19 protein-coding genes are annotated in these 21,617 nt (G+C 70.2%); 10 read left to right on the top strand and 9 right to left on the bottom strand.

The window, feature by feature from the left end; translation table 11 throughout:
* The first annotated feature begins 117 nt into the window (after positions 1-117).
* The 3 genes from AB0H64_RS02705 to AB0H64_RS02695 are packed head-to-tail and all read left to right on the top strand — an operon-like array spanning position 118 to position 2,387.
* On the top strand, positions 118-714 hold the full coding sequence (locus AB0H64_RS02705; protein WP_357619348.1) for a TetR family transcriptional regulator C-terminal domain-containing protein: 597 nt from the start codon (positions 118-120) through the stop codon (positions 712-714).
* Positions 711-1,895, top strand: a complete 1,185-nt coding sequence (locus AB0H64_RS02700; RefSeq protein WP_357619346.1) for an FAD-dependent monooxygenase — start codon at positions 711-713, stop codon at positions 1,893-1,895. The genes AB0H64_RS02705 and AB0H64_RS02700 overlap by 4 nt, the downstream gene beginning before the upstream one ends.
* A 3-nt stretch (positions 1,896-1,898) precedes the next feature.
* Positions 1,899-2,387 carry a nitroreductase family deazaflavin-dependent oxidoreductase gene (locus tag AB0H64_RS02695; protein ID WP_357619344.1) on the top strand — a complete coding sequence of 163 codons (489 nt, stop codon included), beginning with the start codon at positions 1,899-1,901 and terminating at the stop codon, positions 2,385-2,387.
* Between the two features lie 554 nt (positions 2,388-2,941).
* Here the strand turns inward: AB0H64_RS02695 and AB0H64_RS02690 are convergent.
* Positions 2,942-3,274: a universal stress protein gene (locus AB0H64_RS02690; RefSeq protein WP_357619342.1), complete on the bottom strand. Its 333-nt coding sequence runs from the start codon at positions 3,272-3,274 to the stop codon at positions 2,942-2,944.
* Positions 3,275-3,301: 27 nt separating this feature from the next.
* Positions 3,302-4,723, bottom strand: coding sequence for an MFS transporter (locus AB0H64_RS02685; RefSeq protein ID WP_357619340.1), 1,422 nt, complete (start codon positions 4,721-4,723; stop codon positions 3,302-3,304).
* Positions 4,724-5,034: 311 nt separating this feature from the next.
* On the opposite strand from AB0H64_RS02685, the gene AB0H64_RS02680 reads away from it, so the two are divergent.
* From AB0H64_RS02680 to AB0H64_RS02665, 4 genes are read left to right on the top strand one after another with little or no spacing between them, the layout of a single operon-like run.
* A complete protein-coding gene (locus tag AB0H64_RS02680; protein ID WP_357619337.1) occupies positions 5,035-5,316 on the top strand; it encodes a metal-sensitive transcriptional regulator in 282 nt (93 codons plus the stop codon).
* A 31-nt stretch (positions 5,317-5,347) separates the two neighbouring features.
* Positions 5,348-5,557, top strand: coding sequence for a heavy metal-associated domain-containing protein (locus tag AB0H64_RS02675; protein ID WP_357619335.1), 210 nt, complete (start codon positions 5,348-5,350; stop codon positions 5,555-5,557).
* Positions 5,554-6,531, top strand: coding sequence for a hypothetical protein (locus AB0H64_RS02670; protein ID WP_357619333.1), 978 nt, complete (start codon positions 5,554-5,556; stop codon positions 6,529-6,531). The genes AB0H64_RS02675 and AB0H64_RS02670 overlap by 4 nt, the downstream gene beginning before the upstream one ends.
* Positions 6,532-6,552: 21 nt before the next feature.
* Complete coding sequence (locus tag AB0H64_RS02665; RefSeq protein ID WP_357619331.1) at positions 6,553-8,772, top strand: heavy metal translocating P-type ATPase; 2,220 nt, start codon at positions 6,553-6,555, stop codon at positions 8,770-8,772.
* A 207-nt stretch (positions 8,773-8,979) separates the two neighbouring features.
* Here the strand turns inward: AB0H64_RS02665 and AB0H64_RS02660 are convergent, their stop codons facing one another.
* Both AB0H64_RS02660 and AB0H64_RS02655 read right to left on the bottom strand, forming a co-directional pair.
* Positions 8,980-11,358, bottom strand: a complete 2,379-nt coding sequence (locus tag AB0H64_RS02660) for a heavy metal translocating P-type ATPase (protein ID WP_357619329.1) — start codon at positions 11,356-11,358, stop codon at positions 8,980-8,982.
* 280 nt (positions 11,359-11,638) lie between these two features.
* Positions 11,639-12,817 carry an FAD-dependent oxidoreductase gene (locus AB0H64_RS02655; protein ID WP_357619327.1) on the bottom strand — a complete coding sequence of 393 codons (1,179 nt, stop codon included), beginning with the start codon at positions 12,815-12,817 and terminating at the stop codon, positions 11,639-11,641.
* Between the two features lie 149 nt (positions 12,818-12,966).
* Here AB0H64_RS02655 and AB0H64_RS02650 point away from each other — a divergent pair, with 149 nt between their 5' ends.
* The 3 genes from AB0H64_RS02650 (at position 12,967) to AB0H64_RS02640 (ending at position 14,446) form a co-directional block, all read left to right on the top strand.
* Positions 12,967-13,179, top strand: a complete 213-nt coding sequence (locus AB0H64_RS02650; protein WP_357619325.1) for a heavy metal-associated domain-containing protein — start codon at positions 12,967-12,969, stop codon at positions 13,177-13,179.
* Positions 13,180-13,346: 167 nt separating this feature from the next.
* Entirely contained in the window at positions 13,347-13,757 is a 411-nt protein-coding gene (locus tag AB0H64_RS02645; protein WP_357619323.1) for a hypothetical protein, read from the top strand.
* An 80-nt stretch (positions 13,758-13,837) separates the two neighbouring features.
* Positions 13,838-14,446, top strand: coding sequence for a DUF305 domain-containing protein (locus AB0H64_RS02640; protein WP_357619321.1), 609 nt, complete (start codon positions 13,838-13,840; stop codon positions 14,444-14,446).
* A 148-nt stretch (positions 14,447-14,594) separates the two neighbouring features.
* On the opposite strand, the gene AB0H64_RS02635 is transcribed toward AB0H64_RS02640, so the two are convergent.
* From AB0H64_RS02635 to AB0H64_RS02615, 5 genes are all read right to left on the bottom strand, one after another.
* The gene (locus tag AB0H64_RS02635; RefSeq protein WP_357619319.1) at positions 14,595-16,892 is read right to left on the bottom strand and encodes a xanthine dehydrogenase family protein molybdopterin-binding subunit; all 2,298 of its coding nucleotides are present in this window, start codon (positions 16,890-16,892) and stop codon (positions 14,595-14,597) included.
* On the bottom strand, positions 16,889-17,866 hold the full coding sequence (locus AB0H64_RS02630; protein WP_357619317.1) for a xanthine dehydrogenase family protein subunit M: 978 nt from the start codon (positions 17,864-17,866) through the stop codon (positions 16,889-16,891). Before AB0H64_RS02630 ends, AB0H64_RS02635 begins: the two co-directional genes overlap by 4 nt.
* Entirely contained in the window at positions 17,863-18,375 is a 513-nt protein-coding gene (locus tag AB0H64_RS02625; protein WP_357619315.1) for a 2Fe-2S iron-sulfur cluster-binding protein, read from the bottom strand. Before AB0H64_RS02625 ends, AB0H64_RS02630 begins: the two co-directional genes overlap by 4 nt.
* 343 nt (positions 18,376-18,718) lie before the next feature.
* A complete protein-coding gene (locus tag AB0H64_RS02620) occupies positions 18,719-19,909 on the bottom strand; it encodes an aminotransferase class I/II-fold pyridoxal phosphate-dependent enzyme (RefSeq protein WP_357619313.1) in 1,191 nt (396 codons plus the stop codon).
* A 28-nt stretch (positions 19,910-19,937) separates the two neighbouring features.
* Positions 19,938-21,491 (bottom strand): MFS transporter, encoded by a 1,554-nt coding sequence (locus AB0H64_RS02615; protein WP_357619311.1) that lies wholly within the window; start codon positions 21,489-21,491, stop codon positions 19,938-19,940.
* Between the last annotated feature and the right edge of the window lie 126 nt (positions 21,492-21,617).

Here is a 21,617-nt window from a genome sequence, read left to right as displayed (position 1 = left end):
GGCGGGCATGGCCACTGCGTCGTGGACCAGGACTGTGCCGACCGCTGCCGAGGCCGGGCGCATACCGGCCATGCGATGCCGAGACCCATGGAGATCACCATGTGTTAACTTGGTCGCATGACCAACTTGGCCGATCGACCAACTTCGGGGCGTGGAGATCGCCGGCGCGAGCAGTTGGTGGATGCCGGCATCGCGTTGCTGCGGCAGGAAGGATGGCCCGGCGTCACCACGCGCGCCGTGGCCGAAGGCGCAGGCACCAACCCCGGCCTGATCCACTATCACTTCGGCGGTCTGCCCGGGCTGCGCACGGCGATCTTCCGGCGGGCAACGGACCAGATCATCGCCCCGCTGGTCACCGAGCTGGTGGGCGCGGCGGACGAGCGGGCGGCGCTGGAGATGATGCGGCGCATGTTGCCCCTTGCCACGGGAGACGAGCAGACGACCCGACTGGCCGCCGAGCTGATCGTGGGGGCGATGCGTGATCCCGCCCTGGGCGCGGTGCTGCGCACGGAACTTCGCCAGGCCCGGGCGCAGATTGCCGAACGTCTCGGTCAACTGCATCCCGACTGGCCGCCGACCCGCCTCGGGGGAGTGGCCACCCTGATCGCCGCATCGATCGACGGGCTGATGCTGCACTACATGATCGACAGCGAGCTGCCCGCTACCGAGGCGCTGTCCGCGGTGGGGGAGCTGCTGGAGGAGGAAGAGCAGTGAGGGTTCTCATCTGCGGTGGCGGCGTCGCCGGACTCACGCTGGCCTATTGGCTGCGGCATGCCGGCATCGAACCGGTGGTCGTGGAACGGGCTCCCCACGGTCGACTGGGCGGGTACGGCATCGACTTCTTCGGCACCGGCCATGACATCGCCGACCGCATGGGCATCATCGACCGGCTGACACCGCATCAGCTGCCGGTCGACTCGGTGGACTTCGTCGACGCCTCCGGCCGCGCCGGCGCCCAGCTGACGAGGGCGCTCCTGAACGAGATCGTCCAAGGCCCGCACCTCGGACTGATGCACACCACCCTCGAAGGCGCCCTCCTCGACGCCGTCCAGGAGAACGTGGAGATCCGCTTCGGTGAGACCATCACCGCCGTACATGACACCGGCACGGCCGTCGAGATCGACTTCGCCGTCGGTGGCACGCAGCGGTTCGATCTGCTCGTGGGCGCCGACGGCATCCACTCCCGGACGCGTGAACTCGTCTTCGGGCCGGAGGACCGATTCGTCCGCCATCTGGACTGCCACCTGGCGTCCTACCCGGTGCCCGACCGCTATGGATGGGGGCGCGTCCGGGCCCATTACACCGAGCCCGGCCGGCAGAGCGTGCTCTACCCCACAGGCGAGGCGGGCGAGCTGATCGCCTTGTTCCTGTTCAAGGCACCGCAGGTCGCGAGCGTCCCACGTGCCGAACGCCTGAACCTGCTCCGCGCCGCCTTCCGCGGCATGGGCTGGATCACGCCGTCGCTGCTGGCCGACGCGCCCGCGAGCGAGTCCATCTTCATGGACACGATGACCCAGATCGTGATGCCCGCCTGGCATCGCGGCCGGGTGGCGCTGGTGGGCGACGCGTGCGGCTGCATGACGATGATGTCGGCGCAGGGCGTGTCCATGGCCATGGCCGGCGCGTACCTCCTGGCCGAGGCGCTGGCGAGCGAAGGTGACCACGCACGCGCCTTCGCCCGCTATCAGGCGCGGATGCACCGGGAGGTGACCCGGCGGCAGCGCACCGCGCTGGTGCTCGCTCGGTCGCTGGTGCCGGGCAGCCGGGCCGGTCTGACCGCGCAGCGCCTGGCCAACCGGCTGATCATGCGTAAGGCGTTCGCGCCCGTCCTGCGCCACCAGCTCGGCGCGACAAGCATCCTGTCCTCGCATCCTGCCGACTTCGGAAGGGACTGAACGATGGAAATCGTGAAGAAGCCCGCCCCGCCCACCGGCTTGCGCCGCGGGCTGTGGCGGCTGCCCATCCAGCTCTACCGCATGGGACTGGGACCGTTACTGGGACGCCGCATCATGCTGCTCACCCACATCGGTCGCGTCTCGGGCCTGCGACGCCGAGCCGTCATCGAGATCGTCGAACACGACGAGCACGGCTACGTGGCGGCTTCCGGATTCGGGCCACGGGCGGACTGGTACCGCAACGTCATGGCCACCCCGGACGTCGTCATCCAGGTCGGTGGGAAGACCCTCCGAGCGATCGCCGCGCCGATGGGCGCCGACGAGGGCGCGGAGATCATGGCCCGGTATGCGCCGCGCCACCCGGTGGCGGCCCGCCGCCTGTGCAAGCTCATGGGCTTCGCCGTCGACGGCAGCGTGAAGGACTACCGCGAGGTCGGCCGCCGTATCCCGTTCGTACGATTCACGCCGCGCAGCAGCGGCAGCGGGCTCTGAACGACGACGCAGGGGCGATCACGCCCAGTCTTGCTGACGCACGATCACGACCGGGCAGGCGCACGGAGTCGCGCCACCAGGATGCCGACGGCCTTCTGCATGGCCAGGCGGCGAGGGGCTGGGTATTTGCATGGGAGGGGGCTCCGCGTAGCCGCGATCTTCACCGTTGTCGTCGATACCCCGTACCTCTGTTGAATGCACATGACGGGTTCGTCGGTGGGCTGCCCGGAGGTCGCAAGGGGGGCGGCTCGGCGTCGTACGTGATTCGCATGGTGAGGACCGCTGCGCGACAGCCCGTGACCGTGCGGCGGGCGGACCCGAGCGCACATCGCCGCGATTTTCGAGGCCGGGACCGGGTGGACCGCCACCGTGACAAGGTCTGGCGCAGGGCGTCGGCCTGCGCCCCCGTGCGGCCGTATTCGGCGTTGACGGTGCCGTGCTTCTTCTTGGCCTTCTTGTAGGTCTCCGTGGCCTGGTTGCACCGCTCGACGACGGGAGCCATTCGACGGCGTGCCCCCGGCTCCGCGACAGATCGGAGCCAGGGGCATGCCGCCTCAGCGATCGGTGCGGCGGGCAGCCGCGAGCGGTGTGGACGGGATGACCAGTGTGGGCCGGCCGGTGGAGTGCATGACGCGGGTGGAAGTGCTGCCGGACAGCACCGCCCGCACCCCGTGCCTCCCGCGGGAGCCAAGGACGATCAGCGAGGCGTCGATGTCACGCAGTTCTTCCAGGGCGGGATGGCCCTCGAGGTGGGCTGCCAGGCTCTCCAGTGGCTGGCGGGCGTAGAGCACCACGGCAGAGGCGCCCGGGAAGAGCCGTGCGGTCTTCTCGATGGCGTGCCTCGCGTCGGGTGAGCCGTCGTAGGCGATGAGGATGGGCGTGGACATGGGGATCTGCCCTTCACACGTGGAGTGTCAGTTACGGGAGGAGGTGACCTCGTCGGCGGGCACGGACGTGTGCGAGCGCAGGGTCGCCGCGGCCAGCAGCGCACCCACCAGGGCGACGCCGGCGGCTCCGACGAACGCGGCGGAGAAGCCGCTGGTCATGGCCGGGAGGTTGCCGAGCTGTGTGGCTCCGTTGGCGGCGGCGACGGCGGTCATCGCGGCCAGGCCGAGCGCGGAGCCGACCTGGTAGCTGGTGTTGACGATGCCGGAGGCGAGGCCGCCTTCCTGCGGTGGGGCGGACGAGATGGCGGTGCCGAGGGAGGGGATGAAGGCCAGCGACATGCCGAGGGCCGCCACGAGGCTGGCCGGCAGGACGTCGGCGGGGAAGCTGCCGTTCGGGCTGATCAGCGACAGCCACCCCATGCCCGCGGTCAGCAGGGCCAGGCCGATGACGGTCGTGGTCTTGGGGCCGAGCCGGTTGATGGTCCGAGGCGCCAGGACGATCATGCCGATCATGATGAGGACGGTCATCGGGAGCAGGGCGGCGCCGCTGGGGAAGGCGCTGTAGCCGAGGACCTGCTGCAGGTAGAGGTTGAGGAAGAACCACATCGGGATCCAGGCGCCGCCGAGGAGCAGCTGGGTGACGTTGGCGGCGGCGAGGTTCGGGGTGCGGAGGATGGACAGCCGCATCAGCGGCTCACGACGGCGGGCCTGGATGGCGACGAACGCGCCCAGCAGCGCCACGGCGGCGGCGAGCACGAGCCAGGTCTGCGCGGAGCCCCAGCCGATCTCCGGCGCGCGGACGATGGCGTAGACGGCGGCACCGAGGCCCAGGGTGACGGTGAGGGCGCCGGCGACGTCGATGGAGCCGCGCCGGGCCTGGGCGGCGGGCATCAGCGGGCCGGTGGCCAGCAGCGCGACCAGGGCGATGGGGATGTTGATGTAGAAGACCCACGGCCAGCTCAGGTACTCGGTGATGACGCCGCCGAGGAACACCCCAGCCGTGCCACCCGCCGGTGCGGCGGCACCGTACAGCGCCAGGGCCTTGGTCAGTTCCTTGGGGTCGTGGCCGAACAGCATCATCAGCAAGGTGAGCGCGGAGGGAGCGATCAGGGCGGCGCCCACTCCTTGGACGGCCCGGCCGGTCAGCTCGACCCACACCTCGGGCGCGATGCCGGCGACGAGCGAGCCGGCCAGCAGGATCAGCCAGCCCGCCCCGAACAGGCGACGGGCGCCGAACAGGTCGGACAGGCGGCCACCCAGCAGCAGCAGTCCTCCGAAGGCGACGACGTAGGCGTTGAACACCCAGGACAGGCTCTCCTGGGTGAAGCCCAGGTCCTCCTGGATACGGGGGAGGGCCACGCCGATGATCGACGTGTCCATGATGACGATGAACTGCGCGGTGGCGATCAGAGCCAGGGCGGTCCATCGCCTGGGGGATGGTGCGGGCATGAGCACTCTCCGACGATCGGCCCTACGGGGGTAGGGTATATCCCAACTGATCCTCGATACCCGGTAGGGGTACGCGGTGACCGGTAATCAATACCACCTAGGGGTATCTGTCAAGTGGGATCGGCCCGGAGGTGTCGCCGTAGGCCGGGTCCTGTGCGGTCACGACGTTGATGACTCAGCTTCGCGAGGGACGGCTGCGTTCCGGAGGTCAGAGGCGTCGGGCAAGGTGCTCGGAAGTCGCGCCGGACTTCCCGGAATACCATAGGGGGGTATAGTGTTCTCGTAGTTGAGGAGCTCGCGGGAGGAACGACATGCCCGGACACGGCACGACCAAGCACGACAATGCGATGAGACTGCGCCGCATCGAAGGCCAGATCCGCGGCCTCCAGCGCATGGTCGACGAGGACAAGTACTGCATCGACATCCTGACCCAGGTGTCGGCGGCCACCAGCGCGCTGCGGTCGTTCTCCCTGTCGTTGCTCGAAGAGCACCTGGCCCACTGCGTCGCGGAGGCGACGCTGAAGGGCGGCCCGGAGGCTCAGGCGAAGGTCAAGGAAGCCTCGGACGCCATCGCAAGACTCGTCCGTTCGTGACCGCATCAGACGCATTGAAGGAGAGATTGCTATGAGCACCGCCACCTACACCGTCAAGGGCATGACCTGCGGCCACTGCGTCAGCTCGGTCAAGGAAGAGGTCGGCGAAGTGCCCGGCGTGACCGACGTCGAGGTGGACCTGGCCACCGGACTGCTGACCGTCGACAGCGACGCCCCCATCGACGCGGCGCAGATCGTCGCCGCCGTCGAGGGGGCCGGATATGAGGTGGCGAACCCGTGAACACCGCAGCCAAGCTCGGTTCCTACGTCCTGGGACTGGCCGTCGTCTTCGGCGGCGCCCTGGGCATGGGTAAGGCAGTGGGACCGGTGGGGACGCCACCGGCAGAAGACCATGCCGCCATGACCGCCATGGCGACGCCGACGGCGAGCGTGGGACACGGACAGCACGCCACCGAGCAGGTGAAGAACGACACCCCCGGAGGGCTTCAAGTGTCCGAGAACGGCTACACCCTCACCCCGCTCACCGCGGCGATCAAGCCGGACGAGCCCACCGACTACCGTTTCACCGTGACCGGTCCGGACGGCCGGCCGGTCACCGGCTACGAGGTCGAGCACGACAAGAAGCTGCACTTCATCGTCGTCTCCCGCGACCTGACCACCTTCCAGCACCTGCACCCGGAGATGACGTCCGCCGGCGTCTGGTCGGTCAAGCTCACCCTTCCCGACGCGGGGACGTATCGCGCGTTCGCCGATTTCGCCCCGACCGGCGGCAGCGCTCTGACCCTGGGTGCTGACCTCCTCGTCGCCGGCGACTACGAGCCCAAGGCGCTTCCCCAGGCCGGCCGCACGGCCGGCGTCGACGGATACGAGGTCGCACTCGACGGCGAGCTGACGCCAGGACAGGCGAGCAAGCTCACCCTCAAGGTCAGCAAGGACGGCAAGCCGGTCACCGACCTGCGGCCGTACCTCGGCGCCTACGGCCACCTGGTGGCCCTGCGCGCCCAGGACCTCGCCTACCTGCACGTCCACCCGGACGGCGAACCCGGCGACGGCAAGACCGACCCCGGGCCCGAGATCGTCTTCTACGCCGAAGTGCCCAGCGTCGGCGACTACCGGCTCTTCCTCGACTTCCAGCACGACGGCAAGGTCCGCACCGCCGACTTCACCGTGAGCGCGGGCCCGCGGCCGGCGATCCCGACACCCACCTTGACAGCCACGCCCACATCGAGCGGGCACGGCGACCACAGCCACTGAGCGAGAGAAAGGAGAACGCTGATGTCTCAGGTCACCGATGACCGGCAGAACGCGGTCGAGCTCTCGATCGGGGGCATGACCTGCGCCTCATGCGCCAACCGCATCGAGCGCAAGCTGAACAAGATGGACGGCGTGACCGCGACGGTCAACTACGCCACGGAGAAGGCGAAGGTCAGCTTCCCCGAAGGCGTCGACCCGCAGCAGCTCATCGCCGAGGTGGAGAAGGCCGGCTACACCGCCGCCCTGCCGGCACCTCCCAAGACTGAGGCGGGGGCGGCCGAGCAGGAACCGGAGGACGAGCTCCAGCCCCTTCGCCAACGCCTGATCACGTCGGTGGTGCTGGCCGTTCCGGTGATCGCGATGGCGATGATCCCGCCGTTGCAGTTCACCCATTGGCAGTGGTTGTCGCTGACCTTGGCGGCGCCTGTGGTGGTGTACGCGGGCTGGCCGTTCCACAAGGCGGCCTGGACCAACCTGCGGCACGGGGCTGCGACGATGGACACGCTGATCTCGATCGGCACCATCGCCGCGCTGGGCTGGTCGCTGTGGGCGCTGTTCTTCGGCACCGCCGGCACGCCCGGGATGACGCACCCGTTCGCGTTCACCATCGAGCGCACCGACGGCTCCGGCAACATCTATCTGGAGGCGGCTGCGGGCGTCACGGCGTTCATCCTGGCCGGCCGCTACTTCGAGGCCCGCTCCAAGCGGCGGGCGGGCGCGGCACTGAGAGCCTTGCTGGAACTGGGCGCCAAGGACGTGGAACTGGCCGACGGTCGGCGGGTGCCGGTCGATGAGCTTTCGGTCGGAGACCGGTTCATCGTCCGTCCTGGTGAGAAGATCGCCACCGACGGGGTGATCGAGGAAGGCACCTCGGCGGTCGACGCCTCGATGCTGACCGGTGAGTCCGTGCCCGTCGAGGTCAAGCCTGGCGATGGGGTGACCGGTGCGACGGTGAACGCGGGCGGCCGATTGATCGTCCGCGCGATCCGGGTCGGCGCCGACACCCAGCTGGCGCAGATGGCCAAGCTGGTGGAGGAGGCGCAGACCGGCAAAGCCGCGGTGCAGCGGCTGGCCGACCGGATCTCAGGCATCTTCGTGCCGATCGTGATCGCGCTGGCGCTCGGCACGCTGGGTTTCTGGCTCGGCACCGGCGACGGCGTGGGGGCCGCCTTCACGGCCGCGGTGGCGGTGCTGATCATCGCGTGCCCGTGCGCGCTCGGCCTGGCCACGCCGACGGCGCTGCTGGTCGGCACCGGTCGGGGCGCGCAGCTCGGCATCCTCATCAAGGGGCCGGAGGTGCTGGAGTCCACCCGGAAGATCGACACGGTCGTGCTGGACAAGACCGGAACGGTCACCGAGGGCAGGATGACCCTGGTGGACGTGCACGTGGCCGAGGGCGAGAGCCGGGAGGAGGTGCTCCGCCTGGCGGGCGCGCTGGAGCACGCCTCCGAGCACCCGATCGCCCAGGCCATCGCCCGCGCCGCCGGTTCCGACGCCACCGTCGAGGACTTCGCCAACATCGAGGGACTCGGCGTGCAGGGCATCGTCGACGGCCACGCGGTCCTGGTCGGCCGTCCCCGGCTCCTGGAGGAGTGGTCGCAGCACCTCTCTCCCGACCTGGAGCGGGCTCTGCACGCCGCCCAGACCGCCGGCCGTACCGCGGTCGCGGTGGGCTGGGACGGTCAGGCGCGGGCGGTGCTGGTGGTGGCCGACGTGGTGAAGCCGACCAGCAAGGAGGCCATCGCACAGCTGCGGACCCTCGGGCTCACCCCGGTGCTGCTGACCGGCGACAACGAGGCCGTGGCCAAGACCGTGGCCGCCGAGGTGGGCATCGACGAGGTCATCGCCGAAGTGCTGCCCGCCGACAAGGTCGACGTCGTCAAGGAACTCCAGAGCGAGGGCAAGGTCGTGGCCATGGTGGGCGACGGCGTCAACGACGCCGCCGCGCTCGCCCAGGCCGACCTGGGCCTTGCGATGGGCACCGGGACCGACGCCGCGATCGAGGCGAGCGACCTGACCCTGGTCCGTGGGGACCTGCGGGTGGCCGCCGACGCCATCAGGCTCTCCCGCAGGACACTCGGCACGATCAAGAGCAACCTGTTCTGGGCCTTCGCCTACAACGTGGCCGCCCTGCCGCTGGCCGCCCTCGGCCTGCTCAACCCGATGATCGCGGGGGCGGCGATGGCGTTCTCCAGCGTGTTCGTGGTGAGCAACAGCCTGCGGCTACGCCGATTCAGGTAGAGGTACTTCGATGGCTCCGAGCGAACACCGGCTCGGAGCCATCGACGAACGCGACCAGTTGAACCGCGGGGTGTCCTGATCGCGTGCCGGATGCGGCCGCGTGGCTTGAACTCGCCCCCTACTGCCTGCACGCCGTTTCCGCGGCCGGCGAGCCGCCCTCCGCGGACGCCACCCGCCGTCTCGTCACGGTCATCCTGACCGGACCCCTCACCTGGCGGGTAGACGCAGTCGTTTGAGCGCCAAGGCGTTGACGGCGACGACGAGGCTGGAGCCGGACATCGACAGTGCGGCGATCTCCGGCCGGAGGACGAGCCCGAACGCCGGCTCGAACACTCCGGCGGCGATGGGCAGCGCGAGCGCGTTGTAGCCGATCGCCCAGCCGAGATTCTGCCGCATCTTACGCAGGGTGCCTCCGCCGATCTGCAGTGCCGTGGGCACGTCCAGAGGATCCGACCGCATCAGCACGACATCGGCTGTCTCGATGGCGACGTCGGTGCCCGCTCCGATGGCGATGCCCAGATCGGCCTGGGCGAGAGCCGGGGCGTCGTTGACGCCGTCTCCCACCATGGCGACCTTACGCGCGCCTCCCTGAAGCTCGGCCACCTTGGCCGCCTTGTCTCCCGGCAGCACCTCGGCGATCACGGTGTCGATGCCGAGCTGCCGGGCGATCCGTTCCGCCGTGGCGGCATTGTCCCCCGTGAGCATGACCACCTCGACGCCGAGCTCGTGGAGAGCGGCCACCGCCGCCGGTGAGGTCTCGCGAGCCGCGTCGGCGATGCCGATGACCCCGGTCGCCGTGCCGTCGACAGCGACCATGACGGCCGTACGGCCGCCCTCCGCCGGCTCCTGTCTCCTGCTCGCCATCTTCCCGAGCGCCACGCCTTCGCGCTCCAGCAGCCGGCGGTTCCCGACCATCACTTTCCGGCCGCCGACCTCGGCGATGGCGCCATGGCCAGGAACGTTCTCGAATCGTTCGGCTCTCATCGACTCCAGGCCCAGATCGTCGGCATGCCGGACGATCGCCTCGGCCAGCGGATGCTCCGACTCCCGCTCCACGGCCGCGACCAGGCGCAGCAGCTCGTCCTCCGCCACGGTGTCGCCGACGATGACATCGGTGACCTCCGGCTCGCCCTTGGTCAAGGTGCCGGTCTTGTCCATCACCACGACCTGGATGCGGGCGGAGGTCTCCAGCGCCATCGCGTTCTTGAACAGCACCCCGCGCTTGGCCCCAAGCCCGGTGCCGACCATGATCGCCGTAGGGGTCGCCAGGCCGAGCGCGTCCGGGCAGGTGATGACGACGACCGTGATGGCGAACAGGATGGCGACGCCGAACGGCTGACCGGCCAGGAGCAACCAGACCGCGAACGTGAGACCGCCCCCGATCAAGGCGACCAGCACCAGCCAGAACGCCGCCCGATCGGCCAGCCGCTGCCCCGGCGCCTTGGAGTTCTGAGCCTGCTGGACCAGCTTGACGATCCGTGCCAGCGCGGTGTCCGCCCCGACCTTGGTGGCACGTACCCGCAGGGTGCCGTTGCGGTTGATGGTCGCGCCGACCACCGCGGAGCCGACCTCTTTGTGCACCGGCAGGCTCTCACCGGTGACCATCGACTCGTCCACCTCGCTCTGACCCTCCTCGACCGTTCCGTCGACCGGGATCTTCGAGCCGGGACGTACCAGGAGCAGGTCGCCGACCATCACCTCGGCCGTCGGCACCTCGACGGTCCGGCCGCCGCGAATGACGGTCGCCTTCGGGGGTGCCAGGTCGAGCAGGGCACGGATGGCGTCGTTGGCGCCACCTCGTGCCCGCATCTCGAACCAGTGGCCGAGCAGCACGAAAGCGGCGAGCACGGTCGCGGCCTCGTAGAACACCTCGCCGCCTCCGGTGAGGGTCACGATGAGCGAGTACAGCCAGCCCGCGCCGACCGCGACGGCCACCAGCACCATCATGTCCAACGTTCGGGCCCGGAGCGCCCGTACGGCTCCGTCGAAGAAGATCCAGCACGAGTAGAAGATCACGGGCAGGCTGAGCAGCAGCGCCCACACGTCTTGACGAAGACCGAACGGGACGGGCAGGTCCACCCCGAGCACCTCGGTGCCGATCGGCGACCACGCCACGATCGGGATGGAGAAGAGTGCGGCTACCAGGAAGCGGTTCCGCATGTCGGCCACCATCGAGGCCATCGACATGCCTGCGTGCCCGCCGTGTCCCATCATGTCGTGGGGGGAGACCGCTTCTTCGGTGTGAGCCGGGTGACCGGCGTGCGGAGCCTCCACCGGAGCCGCACCCGGCGGGTCGGGCTCGGCCAGCGGATCGCAGATGTGGGAGGGGACCGACTGTCCTGCGCAGTGGTACCCGCACTCGATCACCCACGTGCGCAACTCGGCAAGAGAGGTCCGGCGTGGGTCGAAGCTCACCGTCGCCGTCTGGGCGACGGGGTTGGCTTCCACGTGAAGCACACCGGGGCGGCGGCCCAGCCGGGCAGCGACGACGTTCTGCTCGGAGGCCCACTGCAGCCCGCTGACGTCCAGGATCGCGGTGCTGCGTTCCTTGCCGTGGTCATGGTGCGCCTGGGTGTGGTCGCTCATGAACGGTCCCCCACACGAAGCTGTCCGTTGCACGACGGTTCATCGTAGATCTCGTCTTGGCTACCGCCCTTCTTACCCCTTCACGTGGTGGATATCGAGAAGGGGTGCGTTCTACGGTTAGGAATAGTAGGTGGGCGCGATCGCGCTCATCGCCCATCCGGCATCGTCGCGTACGGGCGCGATGGCTCGTCACCGCCGGTCTCGAGGGCGACCTCCTACTTCTCGATGCCCTGCGTTCGCGTGGCGCCGCCGTCCGAGATCGTCCAGGCGTGCTTTCGCGTCATGCCAGGGCGTCCAGGCGCTCGCCGGCACTGATGGCCCGCTTCACGCGGATCAGGTCCTTGGGGGAGTTCACCGCGACCGCGCCGGCGAGCGCTCCGTCCCTGGCGAACGCGATCGCGAAGCGGTCCTCCTCCGGCGACCCGGCGACCACGCGGCTGGTGTCGGCGAGGTGCGGCAGACCGGCGGTCTGGATGCGGGCGCCGTGCACGTGAGTGGCGAAGGAAGGCAGATCGGCGAACGGCTTGGCGGTCTCCGGGCCGCCGAGCAGGTTGAGGGCGGCGACGCCGCCCTGGTCATTGGCGTTCGCCCAGTGCTCGACGCGGACGAGGGCGCCGCCGTACAAGCCATGCGGCCAGCGGGCGACATCGCCGGCGGCCACCACGTCCGCCGCTCCCAGGGCGAACAGACGCTCGTCGCACACCACGCCGTCGCTGAGCGTCAGGCCGCTGCCTTCCAGCCATTCGGTGTTCGGCGCCACGCCCACGCCCGCGATCACCAGGTCGGCGGGCAGCGTGCGACCGTCGCTCAGCCGTACCCCCGTCACGCGTCCGGTCCCGTCGAATCCGGTCACGCGGGTCTCGCTGACCAACTCCACGCCGTTGTCCCGGTGGTGTCGCGCGAGCCAGCGCCCCGCTTCGGCGCCCACGACGTTCGTCATCGGGTACGGGGAGGCGTCGACGAGGGTGACCGGCAGGCCGAGGGCGCGGGCGGTCGACGCGACCTCGCCGCCGATGAAGCCACCGCCGATGACCACCACCCGGCCGGGTCCGGCGGCCAGCTCGGCGCGCAAGGCCAGGGCGTCTTCGATCGTGCGCAGGGTGTGCACGCCTTGTGGCTGTTCGGGCAGCCGTCGAGGGCTGGCGCCGGTGGCGATGACGAGGCCGTCGTAGTGGACCTCTGAGCCGTCATCCAGGGTGAGTCGCCGCTCCGGGGCGTTCAGCCGTACCGCATGACGCCCCTTCAGCCATTGGTCGCCTAGCTCTTCGGCGCCGGGGAGCGTGACCTCGTCGTCGCCCCTCAGCATGCTCTTCGACAGCGGCGGGCGGTTGTAAGGCAGATGCCGCTCCGCACCGATCAGCGTGATCGTGCCGTCGAAGCCTTCTCGTCGCAGCGCCTGGACGGCACGGAGGCCGGCCAGCGACGCTCCGACGACCGCGATTGCTTTCAGCTCTCTCATGCGAGGCAGCATACCCATGCGGGGTATAAATGTGGCGCGAGATGGCTCAAATATACCCCTAGGGGGTTGGGGTTGCCGATGGGGACCTTTCTGGCGTATGGTGCATCCGCCTGATACCCATCGGGGGTATCAACGACGAGGGGGTCGAGATGACCAGCGCTACGTACACCGTCAGCGGGATGACCTGTGGCCACTGCGTGGGCACCGTCAAGTCCGAGGTCGGCAAGATCACCGGCGTGACGGCTGTCGACGTGGACCTGGCCGCCGGCAAGGTGACCGTGACGGGCGACGAGCCCATCGACGAGACGCTCGTGCGCGAGGCCGTCGAGGAGGCGGGCTACGAGCTGACCGCCGCCGTCTGACCCGAGCGCCCGGCGTGAACGGCGCGCCGGAGCGGCTTCTCGGGTGAACGGCCACGGGCCGGGTGCCGTACCCCTCCCCAAGGGCACCCGGCCGGCTCGGGGGGTGCTACGACTTCCCTTAGTACACTGATGGGTCTCGTGACATGCCGATCACCGCAGGAGGGCCGATGGGAGTGGTGCGTCGCCGCCTCGCGCTGCGAGTCGCGCGCGGCCTCCTGCTCGTCAGCCTCGCCCTGGGTGTATGCGGCATGCACACCCTGGGGCATGTCGATGGCCGGCATGGTGGCTCTCCACCGGATGCACACCGCATGGGCGTCGCTCAAGAGCCCCTTGCGGCTGTCCCGGCGGGGCTTCGGGCATTCGTTCCTGAGCGGGAGATGCCCGGTTTCGACCCGACCAGCGTCTGCGTGGCCATCCTGACCTCGTTCATGGTCGTGCTGCTGATCGCGGCCTGGGGCAGGGTGAGGCAGCGATCTGATGGGCGCGCCGGAGGACCGGCGGACGTCCCACGGGTCGCCCGGCCGCCGCCGAAGCCCACGTCGCTGCGGCTGGCGAGTCTCTCGATATTGCGGATCTAGGCCGATGACCCGTGCGGGCGTGCCTTCGAGGCTGCCCGCGAACAGGCCCACAGTTCCGACCATCCGAGAGACCAACAACCATGCGTATCAACCGCAAGATCTCCCTCACCGCCGCCGCGGGCGCGCTCGCTCTGCTGACCGCCTGTGGCGGGGGCAACAGCGACTCCATGGCCGGACACGAGGGGATGAGCAGCAGCAGCGCGCCTGCCGCCACCACCGCCAGTGCGCCGTCGGCTGCCTTCAACGACGGGGACACCATGTTCGCGCAGATGATGATCCCGCACCACGAGCAGGCCGTCGAGATGGCCGACCTGGCGGCGACGCGCGCGAGCGACCCGGAGGTCAAGGAGCTCGCCATCAAGATCAAGGCGGCTCAGGCTCCGGAGATCCAGACCATGAAGGACTGGCTGACAGAGTGGGGCGTGCACCCGGATTCCGGCGGGATGGGGCACAGCATGCCGGGGATCATGTCCGAGGAGGCGATGAAGAAGCTCGGGGCCGCCAAGGGCAAGGCGTTCGACAAGCTGTTCGTTCAGCACATGATCGCTCATCACAACGGGGCGATCGAGATGGCCAAGGCCGAGCAGGCCAATGGCTCGAACCCCGAGGCCAAGGAGCTGGCCAAGACCATCGAGACGACTCAGCAGGCCGAGGTGGAGCAGCTGCAGAAGATCCTCGACCGGCTCTGACGCCATTGACCCGCCCCGGCACGGCCAGTGCCCGGGCGGGTCATGGCTCGGTCGAGTCGACAGAGGCCAGTGTCCGGAGGGCCGCTTCCGCCTCAGGGGTGGCGGAAGCCGGCGACGGGCGTGTTCAGCAAGAGATCGTCCATACGATCTAGAGCAGTTGATCCGGCGTGATGGGCAGGTCACGTACTCTTCTGCCGGTGGCGTGGTGGATCGCGTTGGCGATGGCCGCGGCCACTCCCACGATCCCCAGCTCGCCGATGCCCTTGGCGCCGAGCGGCGTCTGCGGGTCCGGCAGGTCCACGAAGTGCACCTCGATGTCGGGCACGTCGGCGTGCGTGGGGATGTGGTACTCAGCGAGGCTGGCGTTGACGATCCGGCCGGAGCGCTCGTCGAGCAGTGTCTCCTCCATGAGCGCCATGCCGATGCCCTGAATGATGCCGCCGCGCATCTGGCTGGCGGCCTGCTTGGGCGAGACGATGCGGCCGCCGTCGAACGCGCCGACCCAGCGTGAGACGCGCACCTCGCCGGTGTCCTCGTCGACCCGCACTTCCGCGAAGTGCGCGCCGTAGGTGCTGGTGCCCCTTTTGATGGTCTGGTACGGCACGGCCGACCTGCCGGTCACCTCGACGTGGTCGCGTCCGGCGCGCTCGAGGATGCGCCGGTAGGTCTCCCCCCGGCCGTCCATGGTGAAGAGCCCCTCGTCACGCGTCTCCAGCTCGCCGGGCCGGCGCCCGGCCAGCGGGGAGCCAGTGCCCTTGGCCAGCGCGAGCAGCTCGCGGACCAGGCGGTCGCGGGCGTTCCAGATGGCGGAGGCGAGGGTGGTGGTGGCGGCCGAGGCGCCGGGGATGCGGGTCCTGGCCACGTCCGAGTCGCCCTGCAGGAAGCGGATCCTGTTCATGGGAACGCCGAGGCGCTGGGCCGCGGCCTGGGTCTGGGCGGTGGAGGTTCCGGCGCCCAACTCGTTCGTGCTGCTGTGGATGGTGATGGTGCCGTCGGCGTGGAGCCGGAGCCGGACGGCCGCGGTGAGCACGGCGTCGGGGTTGATCGCGGCGGCCATGCCCTGGCCCACGAGCCAGTGCCCGTCCCGGGTGGCGCGTGGCACGGGGGCGCGCTCGTCCCAGTGAAACGCCTCCGCGCCGAGCCGGTACGCCTCACGCAGGTGGCGGCTGGTGAAGCGGTGGCCGGAGACCGGGTCGCGGCCGGGTTCGTTGCGCAGCCGCAGTTCGAGCGGGTCCAGGCCGAGCCGGCATGCGAGCTCGTCCATGGCCGATTCGAGCGCGAACGATCCCGGGGTCACGCCGGGTCCGCGGAAGAAGGCGTTCTGGATGCGGTCCACCCGGACCACCCGTTGGTGGACGGCGAGGTTGGGGCAGGCGTACAGGTGGCGGGAGGGCACGATGGCGGCCTCGGCGAACTCGTCCGTCGTGCAGGTGGACAGCGCGTCGTGGACGATGGCGGTCAGCCGCCCGCCGGCGTCGGCGGCCAGCGTGATCCGGCTCCGCGTGGGCGCCCTGCCGCCGGTCATGTGGAACGTGTGCGCGCGGGACAGCACAAGCTTGACCGGGCGGCCCGCGAGTCTGGCGGCGGCCACGGTGAGCGCCACGTGCGGCCAGGCCGTGGTCTTGCCGCCGAACCCGCCGCCGATGTACGGCGCCAGCACGTGCACCCGTTCCGGCGGCAGGCCGAACTTCTTCGCGAGCATCTCCTTCACCCCGTAGGGATACTGCGAGGTGTCGTGCACGGTGAGATCGTCGCCGTCCCAGGCGGCCACGGTAGCGTGGAGCTCCAGCGCGTTGTGATGTTCGGGCGGCGTGGTGTATACGCCCCGGACGACGACCGCCGCGTCCGCCAGGGCGGCGTGCGGGGCGCCGACCACGGTCTTCGACTCCTCCAGCACCGAATGGACGGGGGTGTGGGCGGCCTCGTCCGACATCGCCAGAACGGCGGGTTCGGCCGCGTAGCGCACCTCGACAAGCCGGGCCGCGTGCTCGGCCTGCTCCTGGGTCTCGGCCACGACGACCGCGACCGGCTGGCCGTGCCAGAAGACCCGGTCCGTGTTCATGATCGGCAGACTCATGGCGGCGGCCCCGACCGGGGCTCTGAGCGTGGCGTACGCTCCGGTGGGCTTCATCGGCGGCGCGTTCTCGTGCGTCATCACCAGCACCACCCCGGACGCGGCGAGTGCTCGGGAGGAGTCGATGGCGGCGATGCGGCCCTTGGCGATCGCGCTGGGCACGGTGACGGCGTAGGCGAGTCGCTCGGGGACGCGGTCGGCGGTGTACTGGATGCCGCCGGACACCTTCGCCGGGCCGTCCAGCCGGTCCACGTCGCGGCCGATCTCGCCGGCGGCCTGAGACAGCGGATCGTGGCGGCCGTCGGGCAGGAGCCCGGACACCTTGCCCACGGCTCGCATGGCGAGGCTGAAACCGCGTGCGGCGACGTTCATGAGCGACCCGCCAGTTCGACGAGAGTGCGCCGGACCAGCCGCCGGGCCAGCTCGGCCTTGAACGCGTTGTGGTGGAGCGGACGCGCCTCGGCGACCGTGGCCTCGGCGGCCCGATCGAACGCCGCCTCGTCAGCTGCGGCGCCGGTCAGCTGTTCCTCGGCCGCGTAGGCGCGCCACGGCTTGTGCGCCACCCCGCCGAGCGCGACACGGGCAGCCACGGTCCTGCCGTGCTCGACGTGCAGCAGAACGGCCAAGCTCACCAAGGCGAACGCGTAGCTGGCGCGATCGCGGACCTTGACGTAATCCCCGTGCCAGGGCTGCTCCGGCGGCAGGTCCACGCTCGTCACCAGCTCGCCGCTCCGTATCACGGTCTCGACGTGCGGTGTCTCGCCCGGCAGGAGATGGAAGTCGGTGACCGGGACGCTGCGCTCGCCGTCGGGACCGGTGAGGTTCACGGTCGCATCCAGGGCCGCCAGGGCCACGCACATGTCGGAGGGGTGCACGGCGACGCAGCTCGGGCTCGCGCCCAGGATGGCGTGCGCGCGGTCGAACCCGCCGAGGGCGTCGCACCCCGCACCGGGCTGCCGCTTGTTGCAGGCGGCGGCGAGGTCGTAGAAGTAGCGGCAGCGCGTGCGCTGCAGAAGGTTGCCGCCGACCGTCGCCCGGTTGCGCAGCTGCGGCGAGGCGCCCTTCAGCAGGGCCCGCGCGAGCACGGGGTAGCGGCGGCGGACCCGGTCGTCGGCGGCGACCCGCGCGTTGCGGGCCAGCGCCCCCAGACGCAGCCCGCCGTCCGGCAGGTCCTCGATGGCCGACAGCGGCAGGCGGGAGATGTCGACGACCCGCTCGGGCCGCTCCACCTCCTCACGCATGAGGTCGAACAGATTCGTCCCGCCGGCCAGGTACCTCGCCTGAGGGCCCGCCAGCTCGACCGCCTCAGCCACATCCGCTGCTCGCAGGTAGGCGAACTCCCTCATGGCCGGGCCACCTTCCTGATGGCGGCCACGATGCCGTTGTAGGCGCCGCATCTGCACAGATTGCCCGCCATCCGCTCTCTGACCTCGACGTCAGTCAGCGGCGCAGGCCCGGCCAGGTCCTCGGTCACGGCGCTCGGCCGGCCGTCGCGGTGTTCGGCCAGCATGGCGACGCTCGAGCAGATCTGCCCGGAGGTGCAGTAGCCGCACTGGAGCCCGTCGTACGCCAGGAACGCATCCTGCACCTTGGCACCCAGCTCGTGGCTCGCCATGGCTTCGATGGTGACGATCTCCATGCCGTCGCACTGGACAGCAGGCGTCAGACAGGAGTTGATCCGCTCGCCGTCGGCGATGACCGTGCAGGCCCCGCAGGCGCCCTGGTCACAGCCCTTCTTCGTGCCCGTCAGGCCGAGATGCTCGCGCAGGCAGTCGAGCAGGGTGACACGGGGATCAAGGGACAGCTCATGCACCTGCCCGTTCACGTTCAGATGGATCGGGATATGGCCGCTCATCAACACCACCTAATCTCGTACATCTATGTACGACTTATGGGCCAACCATACCCCATGGGTGTATAGAGGGACGGCTGCGCGTAAACATTGCGCGCCCGTTCGACCCGGCTCCCGGTCCGGCGGAGTTCTGCATGATGAGGACAGGAGCTGGATCACGCAGCCGATGCCGACGCCGAGCACCAGCATCTCCAGCGCCATCAGCCACGCGGGGGTGCCGGCGTCGAGCTGGGTCAGCGTCTGGGCAGTCAACCAGCGGGTCGTGCAGGCATACGGAGGCATGCAGAAGGTGCGGCTCCCACAAGGCCAGACGCTGAGCAGCTCGGCCTCGACTTCGATCTCTGAGTCAGAGGTCACGTGGACCGGGATGGTCACCCATCCGATCGCGGGCGATAGCCATGCGGTGAACGGCCTCGGTGAGCCGGTCCGGCGCGGTGGCGAAGTTGAGGCGGACAAACCCACGCCCAGGCGGCCCGAACCTGGTGCCGGACGACAGGCCGACCCTGCCGTGACGCAGGAAGATCTGAGCGGGGTCGTCGCCCCAGCCGAGCGCGCGGCAGTCGAGCCAGGCCACATAGCCCGCCTGAGGCAGGTGATAGCCGAGGCCGGGCAGGCGGCCGGCGAGCTGGGCGGCCAGGCTGCGGCGGTTCTCGTCCAGGTCGGCGATCAACTCCTGGAGCCAGGGGTCACCATGGGTGAAGGCCGCCTCGGAGGCGAGCACGCCGAACAGGCCGGCGCCCTCGCTGACCTCCTCGTGGATCGCCGCCACGTCGGCGCGGGCGTCCGGCCCGGGCACCGCGAGGGCGGCCTTGAGCCCGGCGATGTTCCAGGCCTTGGAAGCCGAGACGAGGGCGACGGAGCGGGCCGCGGCCGGGCTGTCCAGGGACGGGAACGGGACGTGCCGCAGGCCGGGATAGGTGAGGGGGGCGAGGATCTCGTCCACGACGATCCGCACGTCGTACCGGTCGGCCAGCGCGGCCACCTGTTCCAGCTCCTCGCGGGTGAGGACCAGGCCGGTGGGATTGTGCGGGTTGCAGAGTAGGTACGCCCGCGCGCCGGCGGCGAAGTCGCGTTCCAGGCGCTCCAGGTCCAGGCGAGGCCCGTCGGGCCCGGCGGCCAGCGGGCTGGGAATCACCTGGCGGCCGATGCGGTCGATCCAGTAGAAGAAGGGCGGGTATCCGGGGGTGTTGACGACGACGCGGTCGCCCGGCTCGGAGATGATCTGCAGGATCTCCACGATGCCGGACATGACGTCCGGGACCAGGCGCGCGGCGGAGGGCTCGGTGCGCCAGCCGTAGTGTCGTGCGGCGAAGCCGGCGAATGCCTCGGGGAGCCGGCCGGCGAGCGCGTAACCGGTGTCGCCGCGTCCGATGGCAGTGATCAGCGCTGAGGAGATGGGCTCGGCGAGCGGGGTGTCCATCTCGGCGATGCGCATGGGCAGGACGTCCGGCGGGAACTCCCGCCACTTGACGCTGCGCCGCCGGCGGAGCTCCTCGGTGCTGTAGGCGGTGAGGACGGCGTTCGGGTCCGTGGTCAACAGTGGACTTCTTTCGTGGCTGGGTGCGTCAGGACTGCTCGGCCTCGGCGGCGGGGCCGGTCGCGGGGATGTGGCGGAGCTTGGCGATCGCCAGGATCGCCGCGCCGGCTGCGATGGCCGCGGCGATGACGGCGGCGGTGTTGAGCCCGCTGGTGAATGCCTCGCGGGCCGGGGTGAGCAGCGCCGTGGCGGCTTCGGCCGGCAGGCTCTGCGCGGCCGAGACCGCGCCGTCCAGGCTCTCGCGGCCGGCCGCGGACGCCTCGGGCGGCAGGCCGGTCGGACTCGTGGTGGCGATCTGGGCGCGGTAGACGGCGGCGGCGATGCTGCCCACGATCGCGATGCCGAGCGAGATGCCCAGATCGCTGCACGTGGTGGCCAGCCCGGACGCCGCCCCTGCCTTCTGGGGCGGCACCGAGCCGACGACCAGGTTCGTGGTCAGGGCCATGGACGGCGCGACGGCGGGGTAGAGCACGACGAAGCCCGCGACCAGCAGCGGAAGTCCGCCGGCGGCGTCGACCTGGGTGAGCATCAGGTAGCCGATCACCTGCACGGTCAGCCCGGCCGCGATCAGGTGTCCGGGGCGGACGCGCCGTACCAGGGCGGGGGAGAGGGTGGAGACGACCACCAGCAGGGCGGCCCCGGGCAGCACCCACAACCCGGCCCTGAGCGGGGAGAGCCCCTCGACGAGCTGCAGGTACTGGGTGAACAGCAGGTAGACGCCGCCGAGCGCCGTGGCCGCCAGCAGGAAGACGCTCAGCGCGCCGCCGACCGTGCGGTTGGCGAACAGCCGCACGTCCAGCAGCGGCTCGGGCAGGCGCAACTGCCGCAGCACGAACCACGCGCCGAACAGCAGCCCCGCCGCGATGCCGGCCAGCGCGGGCAGCAGCGAGTCGGGCCTGGCCAGCTCCTTGACGCCGTAGACGATCGGCAGCAGCGTGGCCAGCGACAGCAGCACGCTGAACAGGTCCACGCGGCCGGCGGCCGGGTTGCGCGGGTTGGGCAGCAGAAGCGGGGCTCCGATCATGACGATCGCCATGACGGGCACCGCGACGAGGAAGGCCGCGCGCCAGGAGAAGGCCTCCAGCAGCGCGCCACCGATCACCGGGCCGAGACCGGTGCCGACGGAGATGCCGCCCGACCAGACGCCGACGGCGATGCCGCGCTGTCGCGGGTCGGCGAAGGTGGAGAAGATCAGTCCCAGGGTGGCGGGCATCTGGGTGGCCGCGGCGATGCCCAGCAGCGCCCGCCAGACGATCATCAGGGCGGGGTCGGAGGTGTTGGCGGCGACGACCGACACGACGGCGAAGACGGCCGCGCCCGCGATCAGCAGCCGGCGGTGACCGATGCGGTCTCCCAGGGTGCCCATGGTGACCAGGAGGCCGGCCATGAGAAAGCCGTAGATGTCGATGATCCACAACGTCTGGGTGCTGCTCGGCTTCAGGTCCGCGGCCAACTGGGGGATGGCCAGGAACAAGACGGTCAGCATCATGAACAGCAGCATGGCGGGCAGGACCAGCACGGCCAGCCCGAGCCAGGCCCTCGCGCCGGTGTGCGTCCCCGGGGTTGTCACTGCGGACGACATGAACGTGCTCCTTCAGCGGGTTCTGACAGTGAGTGATCCGACACATTCCGCGATCGGCCATGGCCCTCGGGCGCGGACGTTCCGGTCCATGACGGCTTCGCACCCGACCGCAACGGCGAGCAGCGC

Source organism: Nonomuraea sp. NPDC050733, from assembly GCF_040654215.1.
Lineage (GTDB): Bacteria > Actinomycetota > Actinomycetes > Streptosporangiales > Streptosporangiaceae > Nonomuraea.
This window is presented reverse-complemented; position numbering and strand designations above follow the sequence as displayed.